Origin of the sequence: Plantactinospora sp. CA-290183, assembly GCF_050936375.1 — a bacterium.
Lineage (GTDB): Bacteria > Actinomycetota > Actinomycetes > Mycobacteriales > Micromonosporaceae > Plantactinospora.
Genome location: NZ_JBNJMX010000001.1, coordinates 92339 through 107744, shown reverse-complemented (window position 1 = coordinate 107744; position 15406 = coordinate 92339). Strand labels below are relative to the sequence as shown.

The following is a 15406-nucleotide window of genomic DNA, read 5'->3' as shown; positions in this document are numbered from 1 at the left end:
ACGCCGCCCCCCGTACACTGATAGGGATTGTTGACCTGGCGCGGACCACCGCGCCCCTGGGCGATCTTGCGGGCGAATCGACGACGACAGCGTCGCGGCGGGCCATCGCGAAGATGCGCCCCGCTTGAGAGGTTCTCTTTGACGACCGTTGCTGATCCCAGCATGTTTCCATCCGTATTCGAAGGCCGATCCGTTCCGGAGAACGCCGTCGAATCGAGCAACACCCCCGATACACCCGCGCAGGACGTTTCCATTGCGGATTCTGTTACCGCTGCGCACCCTGTCGCCGATGGGGAAACTGTTTCCCCCGCCGACACCGCAGCGGCCCCGGTGGCCGAGCCCACCGGCGAGGCGGCGGACTTCAGCGCTCTCGGCGTGCCCCGGCAACTGGTCCGGGCGCTGAGCCGGGAGGGCATCACCACCCCGTTCGAGATCCAGCGGGCCACCGTGCCGGACGCGCTCGCCGGCCGGGACGTCCTCGGCCGTGGCCAGACCGGTTCCGGCAAGACCCTGGCCTTCGGCCTGGCCGTGCTGGCCCGGATGGCCGCCGCCCCGAAGGCCCGGCCGCTGCACCCCCGGGCCCTGATCCTGGTACCGACCCGCGAGCTCGCGATGCAGGTCAACGATGCCCTGATGCCGCTCGGCCGGGCGGTCGGGGTGTTCCTGAAGACGGCGGTCGGCGGGGTGCCCTACGACCGCCAGATCGACTCGCTGCGCCGTGGGGTCGAGATCATCGTGGCCACGCCGGGCCGGCTCGGTGACCTGATCCAACGGGGCGTGTGCAGCCTCGACGACATCGAGGTCACCGTCCTGGACGAGGCCGACCAGATGGCCGACATGGGCTTCCTGCCCGACGTCACCGAGCTGCTCGCGAAGACCCCCAGCGGCACCCAGCGGCTGCTCTTCTCCGCGACCCTGGACGGCGACGTCGACATGCTCGTCCGGCGGTTCCTGACCGATCCGGTCACCCACTCGACGGCGCCGGCCACCGCGGCGGTGTCCACGATGGACCACCACATGCTGTTGATCCCGCCGCACGACAAGTTCGCGGTGGCGGCCTCGATCGCGGCCCGGCAGGGCCGGACCATGATGTTCGCGCGTACCCAGATGGGGGTCGACCGGCTGGTCGAGCAGCTCGCGGCCGTCGGCGTCCGGGCCGGCGCGCTGCACGGCGGCAAGACCCAGCGGGTACGGACCCGCACGCTCGCCGAGTTCAAGGAGGGCCGGGTGAATGTCCTGGTCGCCACGGACGTGGCGGCACGGGGCATCCACGTCGACGGGGTCTCCCTGGTGGTGCACATCGACCCGCCGAAGGACCCGAAGGACTACCTGCACCGGGCCGGCCGTACCGCCCGGGCCGGGGAGTCCGGGGCGGTGGCCACCCTGGTCCTGCCGAAGCAGCGGCGGACCACCCTGGCGATGATGCAGAAGGCCGGCGTCGCGCCCGCCGAGACCCGGGTACGCCTCGGTGACCCGGCCCTGGCCGAGGTCACCGGCGCCCGGGAGCCCAGCGGGGTGCCCGTCGTCGAGGAACCGGCCCGCAGGTCCGACCGCCCGCGCACCGAGCGGCGCTACGGAGACCGCCCCCAGGGCGAGCGGCGCTACGCCGACCGGCCCCAGGGCGAACGCCGCTACGCCGACCGGCCCCAGGGCGGCGAGCCCCGGTACGCCGACCGGCGCGGTGCCGAGCAGGGTGACCGGGCCGAGCGGCCCACCGAGTGGCGGGGCGCCGGGCTCCGGCACGACGCACCCCGCTCCCGCGACGGACGGCCGGGCTGGGACCGCTCCCGTAGCGGACGCACCCGCGACGACCGCCGCCCCACCCCGACACACTGATCCGCTGACCTGATCATGGAGTTGTCGTCGACCCCGACGACAACTCCATGATCAACAGGGGTCGACGCCCGTCGGATGTCACCGGGCACCGGTAACGTCGGGACATGCCGAGATCCTTGTTCTGGGTGCGTACGGACGTCGCCGGCGCCGATCATGCGCTCGTCGACGACCGCCGGGGGCTGGCCGCCCGAGGCGTGGCCCTGGCCGTCGATCCCATCCCCTACTCCTGCCGTTACGAGCTGCGCACGGACGAGAACTGGTCGACGGTGCGGCTGGAGGTCAACTGCGAGGGCTCCGGCTGGCTGCGTACGCTCCGGTTGGAACGCGCCGCCGGCCGTTGGCGCGCGAGCACCGGCGAGCAGGGTGACCTCGACGCGGCGCTGACCGCCGCCGGCAAGCGCCCGGTCGGCCTGCCCGGCACGGACGAGCCGGAACGGCTCGCGGACGCGGTCGACGTCGACCTCGGCGGCTCGCCGCTGTTCAACACCCTCCCGGTACACCGCCTCCGGCTCCGCGACGCCGTACCCGGCACGAAGTACCCGATCACGACGGTCTGGGTGCTGGTGCCCAGCCTCCGGGTGGTGCCGTCGGAACAGGTCTACACCGTCCTCGACGGCGGCAACGTCGGCTTCGCCAGCGGCGACTTCACCGCCGACCTCACCCTGGACGCCGACGGCTACGTCCTGCTGTACCCCGGGCTGGCCGAGCGGACCGACCGGCCGGCCTGAACCGGCCCGGCTACCCCGCCCACCCGCCACCGGCGAGGAAGCGCTCCACCGTGGACAGGTGCGGGGCGAGGTCCAGGCCGCGGGCGGCGACCCACTCGTCGGAATAGTAGGTGTCCGTGTAGCGCTCGCCGGCGTCGCAGAGCAGCGTCACCACCGATCCGGTACGGCCGGCGGCGCGCATCTGCGCGATCAGGCCGAACGCTCCCCAGAGGTTGGTGCCGGTCGACCCGCCGACCCGCCGGCCGAGTACGGCGCAGGCGGCCCGCATCGCCGCCAGCGAGGCCGCGTCCGGCACCCGGACCATCCGGTCCACCACGGCCGGCTGGAAGGACGCCTCCACCTTGGGTCGTCCGATCCCCTCGATCCGGGAGGCGTCGCCGGTGGTGATCGACCAGTCGGCTGCCGTCCAGGCGGGATAGAACGCGGAGTGTTCCGGGTCAACGACGCAGAGCTTGGTCGGCAGGCGCCGGTAGCGGATGTACCGGCCGATCGTCGCGCTGGTGCCGCCGGTGCCGGCACCGACCACGATCCAGTCCGGGACGGGGTGCCGTTCCAGGGCGAGTTGGGCGTAGATCGACTCGGCGATGTTGTTGTTCCCGCGCCAATCGGTGGCGCGCTCCGCGTACGTGAACTGGTCCATGAAGTGTCCGCCCAGGTCCTCGGCCAGCCACCGGGCCTCGACCACGACGGTGGACGGATCCTCGACCAGGTGGCACTTGCCGCCCTGGAACTCGATCTGCGCGATCTTCTCCGGTGACGTGGTCGACGGCATGACGGCGATGAACGGCACGCCGAGCATCCGGGCGAAGTACGCCTCGGAGACGGCGGTCGAGCCCGACGAGGCCTCCACAATGGTGGTACGCGGCCCGATCCACCCGTTGCAGAGCCCGTAGAGGAACAGCGACCGGGCCAGCCGGTGCTTGAGCGAGCCGGTCGGGTGCACCGACTCGTCCTTCAGGTAGAGATCGACGCCCCACTCCCGGGGCAGCGGGAAGGGCAGCAGATGCGTGTCGGCGGACCGGTTCGCGTCGGCCTCCACGGCGGCGATCGCCGCGGTCACCCACCCGCGGTCGGCTTCGTCGCACCGGTCCAGATGTTCCATGACCAGCAACGTAGCAAGTCCGCCCGGTGCACCTGCCGGTCAGGATCCCGGGTCGGTCGTCAGCGGCTGGGGGCGGTTCTCCCACTTGGTGGAGAGCGCGACCCCGGTCCGGGTCGAGGCGACCCCGGCGGTGCGGTTCAGCCGCAGGATCAACTGCTCCAACTCGGCAATTGTGCCGACTCGCGCCTTGAGCAGGAATGACTCGACACCGGCCATGAAGTAGCAGGATTCGATTTCGGGCATGCCCCGGATCGCCTCGAGTACGTCGTCGGTGTCGCCGCCCGAGTCCTGCACGAGCCCGATCAGCGCGGTCACCCCGAGTCCGATCGCCTCCGGCTCCACGTCGGCCCGGTATCCCCGGATGACACCGCTCGCCTCCAGCTTGCCGACCCGCTCGTGCACCGCCGGCGACGAGAGGCCGACCTGGCGGGCGAGCTCGGCGTACGAGAGGCGGGCGTTGCCGCGCAGCAGCTCGACGAGGCTCAGGTCGATGGCGTCCACGAACTCCGACCCTAGCCCGGCCGCCGGAAGGCACCCGCAGCGGTAGCAGCATTGTTGGTGGCAAAGCGCTTAAATGCCGTAAATCTTGTCGCCTAACCTCCCACAGAGTGCGTTTTCGCGTTTGCCGGACACGGCACTCTGGCGGTGTTGTAATTGCCGTACGTCCCTATACGAAGGCTCTGGCAAGCATGTGTTAAGGGGACGGTCCTACCAGTCCGGGGGCTTCGTCGACGCGAGGAGGGGGCTGTGGACACTGGAGATCGTCTGCTGACGCCGGGCGAGGTGGCAGCACTCTTCCGCGTCGATCCAAAGACCGTCACACGCTGGGCCGCGGCCGGGCGTATCGGTAGCATCCGGACACCCGGTGGGCACCGCCGCTTCCGCGAGTCGGAGGTACGCGCACTGCTCGAGGGCGAGGGCATGCTCGACGAGGTCGATGACAACATCGCGAACCGTCCACGCAACAACGGCCCCGCCACCCCGAGTGGTCCCGGGCCGGCGGGCGTGGGCAACGCCGGGCTGCACTGAGCCGACGCCGGGTCGCAGCACCCCTCGGGGCACGGCGTGCCCCCGGTCCTCGCGGGACCGCACGCGGGGGCCGCGACCCGGGCGGATCAGCCACGGTCGGCGCGGAGTTCACCGGACCAGCGCCGGAACAGCGAGTGCGGCACACCGAGCGCGTCAAGCACCTTGCCGGCCACGAAGTCGACCAGTTGGGCCGCTGACGCGGCGGCGCCGGCACCGTAGAAGCCGGGGCTCGCCGGCAGCACCACCGCCCCGGCGTCGTGCAGCGTGATCAGGTGCTCCAGGTGGCTGCGGGTGACCGGGGTCTCCCTCGGCACCACCACCACGGGGCGGCGCTCCTTCAGGTTCACCTCGGCGGCGCGCTGCAACAGGTCCTTCGACAGCCCGATCGCGATGCCGGCGCAGGCCGCCGTACTCGCCGGCACCACCGCCATGCCCCGGGTCGGGTACGAACCGCTGCTCGGCCCGGCGGCGACATCCCCGGCCGGCCAGTGCACGACATCGGCGCCGGCCAGGTCCCGCCCCAGCCAGGCGGAGAGGTCGTCCCTCCAGTGCCCGTCCCGGAACGGGCGGCCGGTCTCGTCCAGGACCGTCAGCCGGGCCGCCCGGGAGACGACCAGATCCACCGCCTCCCCCGCGTCCAGCAGCCCGCCGAGCACGGCGACCGCGTACGGCGTACCGGAGGCTCCGGAGACGCCAACCACCCACGGCCTTCTCATGTCCACAGCCTGCCCCATCCCGCCGGCCCGGTGCCCGCCGGCCCGGTGCCCGCCGCCCCTCGGACCGCCCGATCCGGACGCCCGCGCCTACCCCTGGCCAAACGGGCAAAAAGTGGAATGATTCTCGGGTGTCAGGGGAGCAGGGGACTCACCGGCGGGAGGCGGGCGTGGACGGCGACCGGTCATGGCTGGCCCGGCTCGACTGCCCGATCCCGCCCCGCATCTCCCCGCACGTGGACGACGCCCAGGAGTGGCTGGTCGACTGGACCGGACGCTTCACCGCGCCGCTCGGTGCCGACACCCGTGACCGGACCGCACGCGGCGTCTTCGCCCGGTACGCGGCCCGGCTCTATCCGGAGGCCAGCGCCACCGACCTGCGGGTGATCGGGGCCCTCTTCACCTGGTTCTTCATGTTCGACGACGCCTCCGACACCCCCGGCCAGCCCCGGCCGGTCGCGGCGGGCGCCCTGCGGGACGGCGTGCTGCGGCTGCTCCGCGACGGGGTCGAGGCGCAGACCGAGGAGTTGCGGGGCCCGTTGCGCGGGATGCTGGTAGACGCCTGGCAGGTGCTCCGGCAGCGGATGGCGCCGCCCTCGCGGGCCCGGTTCACCGACGCGGTGGCGCACTACCTGGAAGGGCTGCTGACGGAGGTGGGCAACAAGGCCGCCGGCCGGACGCCGAGCGTCGCCGAGTACGTGCCGCTGCGCCGGGCGACCTCCGCGGCGTACGTCTCGTACACGCTGATCGAGTTCACCACCGGGCGGCCGCTGCCGGACGCGGTCTACCACCACCCGGCGGTACGCGAACTCGCCGCCGCCGGCAACGACCTGCTCTCCTGGTTCAACGACCTGCTCTCCCTGGACTGGGACGTGACCACCTCCGGCGGGCACAACCTGGTGCTGGCGGTCGCCGCCGAGCAGGGGCTGCCGGTGGCGGCGGCCGTCGACGTGGTGGTCACCCGGTGGCAGGAGCGGATGCGGCAGTTCGTCCAGCTGCGGGCCGAGCTGCCGTCGTTCGGGCCGGCGCTGGACGACCCGCTCCGGCACCACCTCGACGGCGTGGCCAACTCGGTACGCGGCACGATCGACTGGTCCCTGGAGAGCGCCCGCTACCTGCGCCTCGGCCGCACCTTCACCGGCCAGGGCTGACCGAAGTCGCGGGGCCGGCGCTCGACAGGTGTACGGCGGCCTGTAGAGCTGCCCCGTCTGTGCGCCCACGCTCCGGCGGACCGCGCTCCGGCGGACCGCTCCGGGCAGAGCGCTCCGGGCGTGCCGCTCCGGGCGTGCCGCGGACCGGCCCACCGCCGCACCGCCTGCCCCGTCTGTGCGCCCAGGTCTACAGCTCGCAGCGGGTCTACCGGTCGCGCCCAGGTCTACAGCTCGCGGGGCGCGAGGTCTGGAGGATGTCCATCCGGCCGTCGGCGCTGCCGGCCGGACGCGTCCGAGGGAGGTCAGGCCCGGAGGTGGAACCGGAAGACCAGGTCCAGCAGGGCGAAGACGAAGAGCGCGATCCCGACGAAGCCGTTGGCGGTGAAGAACGCCCGGTTGACCCGGGACAGGTCGGCCGGGGTGACCACCACGTGCTGGTAGCCGAAGGCGACCGCGGTCAGCGCCAGCCCGACCCACCAGGGCCAGCCCAGCCCCACCAGCTCGCCGTACCAGATGAACAGCAGGAACGTCACCACGTGGGCGACGGTCGAGGCGTGCAGCGCGAACCGCAGCCCGTACCGGGCGGGAACGCTGCGTACCCCGATCCGCCGGTCGACCTCGGCGTCCTGGCAGGCGTAGATCAGGTCGAAGCCGCCGATCCACAACCCGACCGCGAAGCCCAGCAGCCAGGCCGGGCCGGAGCCGGCGAAGGTGCCGGTGACGGCGAGCCAGGCGCCGACCGGGCCGACCGCCTGGGCCAGCGCCAGGACCGCGTGCGGCCAGTCGGTGAACCGCTTGGCGTACGGGTAGACGACCAGCGGCACCACGGCCAGCGGGGCGAGGACCAGGCAGAGCGGGTTGAGCGCCGCCGCCGCGGCGAGGAAGACCACCAGGGCGACGACCGCTCCGGTCCAGGCCGTCCGCACGCTCACCGCCCCGGTCACCAGTTCCCGCCCGGCCGTACGCGGATTCCGCGCGTCGATCCGCCGGTCGATGATCCGGTTCGCCGCCATCGCGAAGGTACGGGCACCGACCATGGCGATCGTGATCAGCAGCAGGTCCAGCCAGCGCACCCGGCCGCCGTTGAGCTGCATGGCGGTGAGCGCCGAGAGGTAGGCGAACGGCAGCGCGAAGACCGAGTGCTCGATCGCGACCAGCCGGAGGAAGGAGCTGACCCGCCCCGGCGACTGCACGGCGGCCGTCATGAGATGCCGTACTCCTTCCAGCGCTTGTCGACCAGGGAACGGATCTCCGGTGACATGGTCATCTCCTCGGGCCAGCCTCGGGTGTAGCCCTCGGTGGGGAGTTTGCGGGTCGCGTCGACCCCGGCCTTGCCGCCCCAGAACTGCTGGTACGACGAGTGGTCGAGGTGGTCCACCGGCCCCTCGGTCAGCAGCAGGTCGCGGGCGTAGTCGACGTTGCCGAAGGCCCGCCAGGCCACCTCGGCGTAGTCGTGCACGTCGCAGTCCTCGTCGACCACCACGATCAACTTGGAGAGCGAGAGCAGGTGGGCGCCCCAGATCGCGTTCATCACCTTCTGGGCGTGCTTCGGGTAGCGCTTCCGGATCGAGACGATCACGCAGTTGTGGAAGACGCCGACCGCCGGCAGGTCGTAGTCGACGATGTCCGGGATCAGCAGCTTGAGCAGCGGCAGAAAGATCCGCTCGGTGGCCTTACCGAGGCCGTGGTCCTCCTGCGGCGGCTGGGAGGTGATGATCGAGTGGTAGACCGGGTCCCGTTGGGTGGTCATCGCCTCGATGTGCAGCACCGGGAACGGCTCGACCGGGGTGTAGAAGCCGGTGTGGTCCCCGAACGGGCCCTCGGGCAGCCGCTCGCCCGGTTCGAGATAGCCCTCCAGCACGATCTGCGCGTGCGCGGGCACCTGGAGCGGCACGGTCAGGCAGTCGACCATCTCCACCCGCTCGCCGCGCAGGAAACCGGCGAAGAGGTATTCGTCGATGTCGCCGGGGAGTGGTGCGGAGGCGGCGTAGCTGACCACCGGGTCGCAGCCGATCGCGATCGCCACGGGCAGCCGCTGGCCGAGGCGCTCCGCGACCGCGTGGTGCGCCGTGGAGTCCTTGTGGATCTGCCAGTGCATGCCGAGGGTGTTCCGCGAGTGCTGCTGGAGCCGGTACAGCCCGAGGTTGCGCTTGCCGGTCTCCGGGTGCTTGGTGTGGGTGAGCCCGTAGTTGTGGAAGATGCCGCCGTCACCGGGCCAGACCTGGAGGCCGGGCAGCCGGTTGAGGTCGACGTCGGCGCCCCGGTAGACCACCTGCTGGCACGGGGCGGTCTTCACCTTCCTCGGCGGCACCGACTTGAGCTGGAGCACCTTGCCGAGGCCCTCGCGGATGCCGGACCAGCCGACCGGCAGCTCCGGCTTGACCAGGGCGCCGATCCGGTCGCCGATCTCGTCCAGCCGCTCCACGCCCAGCGCCATCGCCATCCGCCGGTCGGTGCCGAACAGGTTGATCGCGACCGGCATCTCACCCCGGGTGGGTCGCTCGAAGAGCAGCGCCGGCCCGTTCGCCCGGACCGTCCGGGTGACCACCTCGCTGATCTCCAGCGTCGGGTCGACCGGTACGGAGACCCGCCGCAACTCCCCGGCCCGCTCCAGCGCGCCGAGGAACGCCCTGAGATCGTCGTACGGGAATCCACGAGCCGCCATGGCCGCTAGTCTGTCGCACCGGCGGGACCACCGACCAAGCCGGGTCCCCCCACCGTGACGCCGAGCCCATCGCCCGACGCTCCCAGCAGTCCCACGCCGAGAGCTGGGTCAGTCGAGCCCGCCGTAGGAGTGCAGGCCCTCGAAGAAGATGTTCACGCCGTACAGGTTCATCTGCATGGTCAGGAAGCCGATCACGGCGATCCAGGTCGCCACCGGGCGCCGCACGCTGGGCGTGGCCCGGGCGTGCAGGTAGCCGGCGTAGACCACCCAGGAGATGAAGGCCCAGATCTCCTTCGGGTCCCACCCCCAGTAGCGGCCCCAGGCGGCCTCCGCCCAGACCGCACCGGCCATCACCGCGAAGGTGTAGATCGGGAACGCGAAGGCGTGCAGCCGGAAGGTCAACCGCTCCAGACTCGCGGCGGCCGGCACCCGCGCCCCGAGCGTGTACGGGAAGCTGCGCCTGCCCCGCTCGTAGCCGTCGCGGATCAGGTACATCACCGCGGGCACCGCACCCAGCAGCAGGATGCCGGAGGAGGTCGCGATCGTCGCCACGTGCACGACGAACCAGTACGAGTCCAGCGCCGGCACCAGCGGCACGATCGGCACGTAGAGCACCAGGCCGGCGACGGCCAGCAGCAGCACCATGGCGAGCGCGACGAAGAGCCCCAGATGCCGGATCGCCGGCCGCCGGTGCAGCATCAACAGCCAGGCCACCGTGCCGACGAAGGTGACGGTCAGCAGGTACTCGTACATGTTGCCCCACGGCATGCGGACGGCCGCGACGCCACGGGTGACCAGCACCCCGAGGTGGATCACGGCCGCCAGCGCGGTGAACAGCACCGCCGCCCGGCCGGCGAGCGCGGCCCGGGGCGAACCGACCCCGTCCACCGGCGCCCCCGCATCCGGCCCGTCCCGCTTCGTGCCGGGGGCCGGCCCGGATCCGGCGGCCACGCCGGCGCCGACCAGCACCCGTTCCCGGTCGGGCCGGGCCGCCGCCCGACCGACCACGCTGCGGGCGCCGAAGGCGTACTCGGCGGCGTGGCAGATCATCGCGAGCAGGTATCCGAGGATCGCGAACACCAGTAACTGGTCGGACAGCGCGGCCATCAGTCGGCCCCCTCCTCCGCCGCCGCACCGCGTCGCGCGGCGGCGACGAGCTGGTCGAACTCGTCGGCGAATCCCGGATAGTCGGTGCGTGGCAGCCCACCGGCCTCAATCAAGCTACTACGACCCGTCGTGGATTGTCCGGGCGGGGCCGGGACCAGGCGGAACCAGACCCGACGACGCCGGCCGAAGAGCGAGAGCATCAGCCCGACCAGCAGGATCCCCGAGCTGGCCAGCACGATCCGTTCGCCCGGGTCGTAGCGGACCGAGATCGTCACGTACTGCCGGGTGCCGAGGAACTCCACCGTCGTACCGTCGTCGAGCGTCCACTTCTCACCCAGCCGCAACAGCCGGGCCTCGCCGACCTGCTTGAGCTTGCCGGCGCTCACCTGCCGCTGGTCGAGCCGGTAGACCGAACCGGGGATTCCGGCGTCCCGCCCCAGGTTGCCCCGGTAGGGCACCAGCAGCACCGCCGGGGAGCGCTCGGCCGGATATTCCGACCGGACGAACGGCGGGTTCTGCGGTGCCGTCGGGAAGTAGAGGCCCTCGAAGGCGACCTGGAGGTCCGGGTTGCGGGCCCCGGTCACCGGATCGAGGTTCACGTCCGGGAAGTCGGCGACTCCCTCGCTGGTCAGGTTGCCGTCCATGGTCAGGAAGGCCGGCTCGTCGACCTGGGAGTGACCGTTCCGGTCGGTGTAGCGGATCATCGGCGCGTAACCGTGGCCGAGCAGGTAGACGCTCGCCCCGTCCAACCGCAGCGGCGAGTTGACCGAGAAGTCGGCCCGGTACGTCGCCCGGTCGCCCTCGGTCACCAGCGCCTCCGTCCGGAACGACTTCGGCTGCCCGGAGGGGAGGAACGTGGCGTGGAAGTCGGCCAGTTCCAGGCAGAACGGCGGCAGGTCCCCGCCGTCGACCCGCTGCCCCAGCCGGGACTCGCTGTACTGCTGGAGGTTGTTGCAGAACGCGTGGTCCGGGCCGGCGATCAGCAGCCGGTTGCCGTGCCAGCCGTACCACGAGCCGAGGCCGACCCCGAGCAGCACGCCGATCAGCGAGAAGTGGAAGAGGAGGTTGCCGGTCTCCTTCAGGTGGCCCTTCTCGGCCGAGACCGCGCCGTCCCGGACCGCCACCCGCCACCGCCGCCTGCGCAGCATCGCCGCGATCGCGTCGAGGTCACCGTCGTGGTCGGGCAGCGTGGCATGCCGGGGCAGCCGGTCCAACCGCCTCGGCGCCGCCGGCGGCGCCGACCGCACCGCCCGGAAATGGTCGCGCAGCCGCGGCACGATGCAGCCGATGAGCGAGGTGAAGAGGAGTACGTAGATCGCCGAGAACCACGGCGAGGCGTACGCGTCGAAGCCGCCGATGCGGTCCAGCAGCGGGAAGAGGTCGGGATGCTCCCGGGCGAAGGCGTTGACGTTCTCGATGTTGATGTCCCGCTGCGGCAGCACCGAGCCGGGGATCGCGGCGACGGCGAGCAGGAAGAGCAGGATCAGCGCCGTACGCATGCTGGTGAGCTGCCGCCACGAGTTGCGCAGCAGGGCCAGCGGTGCCGGCGTACGCCGGGACGGGCCGGAGCCGGGCGCCCGGACCTCGGGCCCGGCGTCCGTCCGGTCCTCGACGGTGGACATCAGATGCTCACCTCGCCGACGCCGAAGGTGGTCTGCAACCAGATGACCAGGTCCTGCCAGCCGCCGGTGACCAGGGCCAGCCCGATCAGGATGAGCAGCGCGCCGCCGACCCGGGTCACCCAGCGGCTGTTGCGGCGGACCGCCCGGAAGAGCCCGAGCAGGCGGTGGAAGGCCAGGCCGAAGACGACGAAGGGCAGGCCGAGCCCGAGGCAGTACGCGACGGCGAGTACGGCGGCCCGGTCGGCCTGCCCGCTCGCCGTACCCATCCCGATCACCGCGCCGAGGGTCGGGCCGACGCAGGGCACCCAGGAGAGCGCGAAGACCGCCCCGAAGACCGGTGCGCCGAGCAGCCCGGCGGCCGGCAGCCGCCGGATGCGCAGTTCCCGCTGCATCCCCGGCACCACGCCCAGGTAGGAGAGGCCGAGCACGACGATCACCGCACCGATGACGATCTCCAGCGGGCGCTTCTGCTCGAACAGCGCCCGGCCGGCGGCGGTGACCAGGACGGCGGTGAGGGTGAAGACCACGGTGAAGCCGGCGATGAAGAGCAGCGTGCCGGCGAGCACCCGGCCGTGGACGGCGAGCCGGGCCGTCCGGGCCGGCCGGGTGGCCACCCCGACCGCGCCGGCACCGACCGCGCCGGCGCCACCGCTCGCCGTGTTCCCCGCCCCGGGGCCGGTCCCGGCCCCCTGTTCGGCGGAGCCGCGCTGCTCCAGGTCGCTGCCGGCCAGCCCGGTCACGTACGACAGGTAGCCGGGCACCAGCGGGAGCACGCACGGGGAGAGCAGGCTCACCAGCCCGGCGAGCGCCGCCGCACCGACCGCCAGCAGCAGCGGCCCGCCCTCGGCGAGCTCGGCGAAGGTGGCACCCATCAGCCCGGGCCGCCCGCCGCCGCGCCGTCGTCCGCCACGGCGGCGACGATCGGCTCCAGGATGTCCCGGGTGACCGGCTTGCGGATCACCACCGCGATCCGGCTCTCCCGATCCAGCACGATGGTCGCCGGGATCGAGTTCGGCGGCACGTCGAAGGCGAGCGCCAGCTTGCTCGGCGGGTCGTAGACGCTGGGATAGGTGACCTTGAAGGCCGCCTCGAACGCCTTCGCCTTGTCCCGCCCGTCCTGGATGTTGATGCCGAGGAAGCGCACACCGCGCTCCCGGGTCGCCTGGTAGGTCGCCTCCAGGTCGTCGGCCTCGGCCCGGCAGGGCGCGCACCAGGAGCCCCAGAAGTTGACCACGACGACCTGGCCGCGGTCCTGGGCGATGTCGTACCGGCCGCCGGTGAGCAGCTCGCCGGTGACCTCGGGCGCGTCCGGCCGGTCCCCCGGCGCGCACTCCACGATGCCGTCGGTGGTCGTGCAGTTCTCCTCCCAGTCGGCGCCGGAGCAGCCGACCAGGGCCAGCGTCGCGGTGGCGGCGAGCAGGGCGCCGAGGCCGGCGCGCCGCTGGCGGCTCATCTCATGCCCCCTTCGCCGTCCGGGCGGTCGGCGACATCGCCACCAGGTGCGCGGCCGGCTCGGAGTAGCCGATGCCGACGATCTTGGCGCCGTCGAAGTGGAACGAGGTCAGGCTCGCCAGCCCGCACTGCCGCCGGCGCGGGTCGTGCCAGAGCCGCTTGCGCTCGACGTAGCGGCGCAGGGTCCAGATCGGCAGCTGGTGCGAGACGCAGATCGCCTCCCGCCCCTCGGCCGCCACCCGGGCGGCGTGCAGCGCGCCGAACATCCGCTCGGCGATCGCCGTGTACGCCTCCCCCCAGGAGGGCGTCACCGGGTCGCGCAGCACCCACCAGTTGCGCGGGTCCCGGAACGAGCCGTCGCCGGGTGAGACCCGCTTGCCCTCGAACCAGTTGCCGCTCTCGATCAACCGCTCGTCCACCCCGACCGGGAGGCCGAACTGCGCGGCGATCGGCTCGGCGGTCTGCTGGGCCCGTTCCAGAGGGCTGGCCACCACGTGCGCGATGTCGCGGTCCGCGAGCGCCTGGGCGGCGGCCTTGGCCATCTGCACGCCCAGCTCGGAGAGGCGGAAACCGGGCAGCCGGCCGTACAGGATCTTGGCCGGGTTGTACACCTCACCGTGCCGCAGCACGTGCACGACCGTCGTACCCACCTGTTAACCCCCGTGACCGGCCGCCGCCGCAGCCCTCGCCGCGGCCGGCAGCGCCGCCGCGATCTGTTCCAGCGCGGCGTCGTCCACCGCCGTCGACACGAACCACGACTCGAAGGCGCTCGGCGGCAGGTAGACCCCGCCGGCCAGCATCGCGTGGAAGAACGCCTTGAACGCGGCGACGTCCTGGATCCGCGCGGTGGCGTAGTCGACCACGTCCGCGTCGGTGAAGAAGACCGAGAACATGTTCCCGGCGTACGAGAGCCGGTGCGGAACCCCGGCGGCGGCCAGTGCGTCGCCGGCCAGCCGGCCCACCGTGGCGGCCGTGTCGTCGAGTCGACGGTACGCCGCGGCGTCGGCCAGCCGCAGCGTGGCGAGCCCGGCGGCGCAGGCCAGCGGGTTCCCGGAGAGCGTGCCGGCCTGGTAGACCGGGCCGGCCGGGGCGAGCCGGGACATGATCTCCCGGCGTCCGCCGAACGCCGCCGCCGGCAGTCCACCGCCCATCACCTTGCCGAAGACGAACAGGTCGGCGTCGACCGGCTCCAGCCCGGCCCAACCGCCCGGGGCGACCCGGAAGCCGGTCATCACCTCGTCGACGATCAGCAGCGCGCCGTGCGCGTGGGCGATCCGGGCCAGCGCCTGGTTGAAGCCGTCCCGTGGCGCCACCACGCCCATGTTGCCCGCCGCCGCCTCGGTGATGACCGCGGCGATCGACGGCCCCTCGGCGGCGAAGGCGGCCTCGACGGCGGCGACGTCGTTGTAGGGCAGCACCACGGTCTCGCCGGCCGCCGCGCCGGTGACGCCGGGCGAGTCGGGCAGGCCGAGGGTGGCGACGCCGGAGCCGGCCGAGGCGAGCAGGGCGTCCACGTGCCCGTGGTAGCAGCCGGCGAACTTTACGATCTTGCTGCGCCCGGTGTAGCCCCGGGCCAGCCGGATCGCCGACATGGTCGCCTCGGTCCCCGAGTTGACCAGGCGCACCTGCTCGACCGGGGTACGGGCGACGATCTCGGCGGCCAGTTCCACCTCGCCCTCGGTCGGGGCGCCGAAGCTGGTGCCCCGGGTCGCGGCGTCCTGGACCGCGGCGACCACCTCCGGGTGGGCGTGCCCGAGGATCAGCGGACCCCACGAGCAGACCAGGTCGACGTAGCGCCGACCGTCCGCGTCGAAGAGCCACGGCCCGGCACCCCGGGACATGAATCTGGGGGTGCCGCCGACGGCGAGGAACGCGCGGACGGGGGAGTTCACCCCGCCCGGCACGATGGCGCGGGCGCGGTCGAACAGGGCCTCGGAGGCCGGCGCGTCAGCCGGGTAGCGGCCGGTGCCGGCGGAATACGTATCGCTCACGGTGCCGCCA

Annotated in this window: 15 protein-coding genes; 4 read left to right on the top strand and 11 right to left on the bottom strand. The window is 72.5% G+C overall.

All coding sequences use genetic code 11. The features are described 5' to 3' along the window. Positions 1 to 330 precede the first annotated feature (330 nt). Together ACQEUR_RS00495 and ACQEUR_RS00490 are read left to right on the top strand one after the other, a co-directional pair. Positions 331 to 1836, top strand: coding sequence for a DEAD/DEAH box helicase (locus ACQEUR_RS00495; protein ID WP_433023862.1), 1506 nt, complete (start codon positions 331 to 333; stop codon positions 1834 to 1836). 104 nt (positions 1837 to 1940) lie between these two features. Continuing rightward, the gene (locus ACQEUR_RS00490; protein ID WP_433023860.1) at positions 1941 to 2564 is read left to right on the top strand and encodes a putative glycolipid-binding domain-containing protein; all 624 of its coding nucleotides are present in this window, start codon (positions 1941 to 1943) and stop codon (positions 2562 to 2564) included. Between the two features lie 10 nt (positions 2565 to 2574). On the opposite strand, the gene ACQEUR_RS00485 is transcribed toward ACQEUR_RS00490, so the two are convergent. After that, positions 2575 to 3666, bottom strand: a complete 1092-nt coding sequence (locus ACQEUR_RS00485) for a PLP-dependent cysteine synthase family protein (RefSeq protein WP_433023858.1) — start codon at positions 3664 to 3666, stop codon at positions 2575 to 2577. Between the two features lie 39 nt (positions 3667 to 3705). Next, the gene (locus tag ACQEUR_RS00480) at positions 3706 to 4167 is read right to left on the bottom strand and encodes an Lrp/AsnC family transcriptional regulator (protein WP_433023856.1); all 462 of its coding nucleotides are present in this window, start codon (positions 4165 to 4167) and stop codon (positions 3706 to 3708) included. A 246-nt stretch (positions 4168 to 4413) separates the two neighbouring features. Between ACQEUR_RS00480 and ACQEUR_RS00475 the strand changes: the two genes are divergently transcribed. Beyond that, positions 4414 to 4695, top strand: a complete 282-nt coding sequence (locus ACQEUR_RS00475; protein ID WP_433023854.1) for a BldC family transcriptional regulator — start codon at positions 4414 to 4416, stop codon at positions 4693 to 4695. 86 nt (positions 4696 to 4781) lie between these two features. On the opposite strand, the gene ACQEUR_RS00470 is transcribed toward ACQEUR_RS00475, so the two are convergent. Then, on the bottom strand, positions 4782 to 5411 hold the full coding sequence (locus ACQEUR_RS00470) for a UbiX family flavin prenyltransferase (protein WP_433023852.1): 630 nt from the start codon (positions 5409 to 5411) through the stop codon (positions 4782 to 4784). 128 nt (positions 5412 to 5539) lie between these two features. Between ACQEUR_RS00470 and ACQEUR_RS00465 the strand changes: the two genes are divergently transcribed. After that, positions 5540 to 6559 (top strand): terpene synthase family protein, encoded by a 1020-nt coding sequence (locus tag ACQEUR_RS00465; protein ID WP_433023851.1) that lies wholly within the window; start codon positions 5540 to 5542, stop codon positions 6557 to 6559. Between the two features lie 302 nt (positions 6560 to 6861). On the opposite strand, the gene mqnP is transcribed toward ACQEUR_RS00465, so the two are convergent. From mqnP to hemL, 8 genes are all read right to left on the bottom strand, one after another. Continuing rightward, positions 6862 to 7764, bottom strand: coding sequence for a menaquinone biosynthesis prenyltransferase MqnP (gene mqnP, locus ACQEUR_RS00460; protein WP_433023849.1), 903 nt, complete (start codon positions 7762 to 7764; stop codon positions 6862 to 6864). Next, positions 7761 to 9224: a menaquinone biosynthesis decarboxylase gene (locus ACQEUR_RS00455; protein ID WP_433023847.1), complete on the bottom strand. Its 1464-nt coding sequence runs from the start codon at positions 9222 to 9224 to the stop codon at positions 7761 to 7763. Before ACQEUR_RS00455 ends, mqnP begins: the two co-directional genes overlap by 4 nt. 108 nt (positions 9225 to 9332) lie before the next feature. Then, entirely contained in the window at positions 9333 to 10331 is a 999-nt protein-coding gene (gene ccsB / locus ACQEUR_RS00450; protein WP_433023845.1) for a c-type cytochrome biogenesis protein CcsB, read from the bottom strand. Continuing rightward, positions 10331 to 11953, bottom strand: a complete 1623-nt coding sequence (resB, locus tag ACQEUR_RS00445) for a cytochrome c biogenesis protein ResB (RefSeq protein WP_433023843.1) — start codon at positions 11951 to 11953, stop codon at positions 10331 to 10333. The genes ccsB and resB overlap by 1 nt, the downstream gene beginning before the upstream one ends. After that, positions 11953 to 12825 (bottom strand): cytochrome c biogenesis CcdA family protein, encoded by an 873-nt coding sequence (locus tag ACQEUR_RS00440; RefSeq protein ID WP_433023841.1) that lies wholly within the window; start codon positions 12823 to 12825, stop codon positions 11953 to 11955. The genes resB and ACQEUR_RS00440 overlap by 1 nt, the downstream gene beginning before the upstream one ends. Then, positions 12825 to 13406: a TlpA family protein disulfide reductase gene (locus ACQEUR_RS00435; protein WP_433023839.1), complete on the bottom strand. Its 582-nt coding sequence runs from the start codon at positions 13404 to 13406 to the stop codon at positions 12825 to 12827. Before ACQEUR_RS00435 ends, ACQEUR_RS00440 begins: the two co-directional genes overlap by 1 nt. 1 nt (position 13407) lies before the next feature. Continuing rightward, on the bottom strand, positions 13408 to 14055 hold the full coding sequence (locus tag ACQEUR_RS00430; RefSeq protein WP_433023837.1) for a histidine phosphatase family protein: 648 nt from the start codon (positions 14053 to 14055) through the stop codon (positions 13408 to 13410). Between the two features lie 3 nt (positions 14056 to 14058). Continuing rightward, complete coding sequence (hemL, locus tag ACQEUR_RS00425) at positions 14059 to 15396, bottom strand: glutamate-1-semialdehyde 2,1-aminomutase (RefSeq protein WP_433023835.1); 1338 nt, start codon at positions 15394 to 15396, stop codon at positions 14059 to 14061. Positions 15397 to 15406 lie beyond the last annotated feature (10 nt).

Excerpts from the sequence above, each read along its gene's own strand:
- mqnP (WP_433023849.1), bottom strand. The coding sequence starts at position 7,764 with ATGACGGCCGCCGTGCAGTCGCCGGGGCGGGTCAGCTCCTTCCTCCGG.
- ACQEUR_RS00440 (WP_433023841.1), bottom strand. The coding sequence starts at position 12,825 with ATGGGTGCCACCTTCGCCGAGCTCGCCGAGGGCGGGCCGCTGCTGCTG.
- ACQEUR_RS00435 (WP_433023839.1), bottom strand. The coding sequence starts at position 13,406 with ATGAGCCGCCAGCGGCGCGCCGGCCTCGGCGCCCTGCTCGCCGCCACC.
- ACQEUR_RS00485 (WP_433023858.1), bottom strand. The coding sequence starts at position 3,666 with ATGGAACATCTGGACCGGTGCGACGAAGCCGACCGCGGGTGGGTGACC.
- ACQEUR_RS00455 (WP_433023847.1), bottom strand. The coding sequence starts at position 9,224 with ATGGCGGCTCGTGGATTCCCGTACGACGATCTCAGGGCGTTCCTCGGC.
- ACQEUR_RS00470 (WP_433023852.1), bottom strand. The coding sequence starts at position 5,411 with ATGAGAAGGCCGTGGGTGGTTGGCGTCTCCGGAGCCTCCGGTACGCCG.
- ACQEUR_RS00490 (WP_433023860.1), top strand. The coding sequence starts at position 1,941 with ATGCCGAGATCCTTGTTCTGGGTGCGTACGGACGTCGCCGGCGCCGAT.
- ccsB (WP_433023845.1), bottom strand. The coding sequence starts at position 10,331 with ATGGCCGCGCTGTCCGACCAGTTACTGGTGTTCGCGATCCTCGGATAC.
- resB (WP_433023843.1), bottom strand. The coding sequence starts at position 11,953 with ATGTCCACCGTCGAGGACCGGACGGACGCCGGGCCCGAGGTCCGGGCG.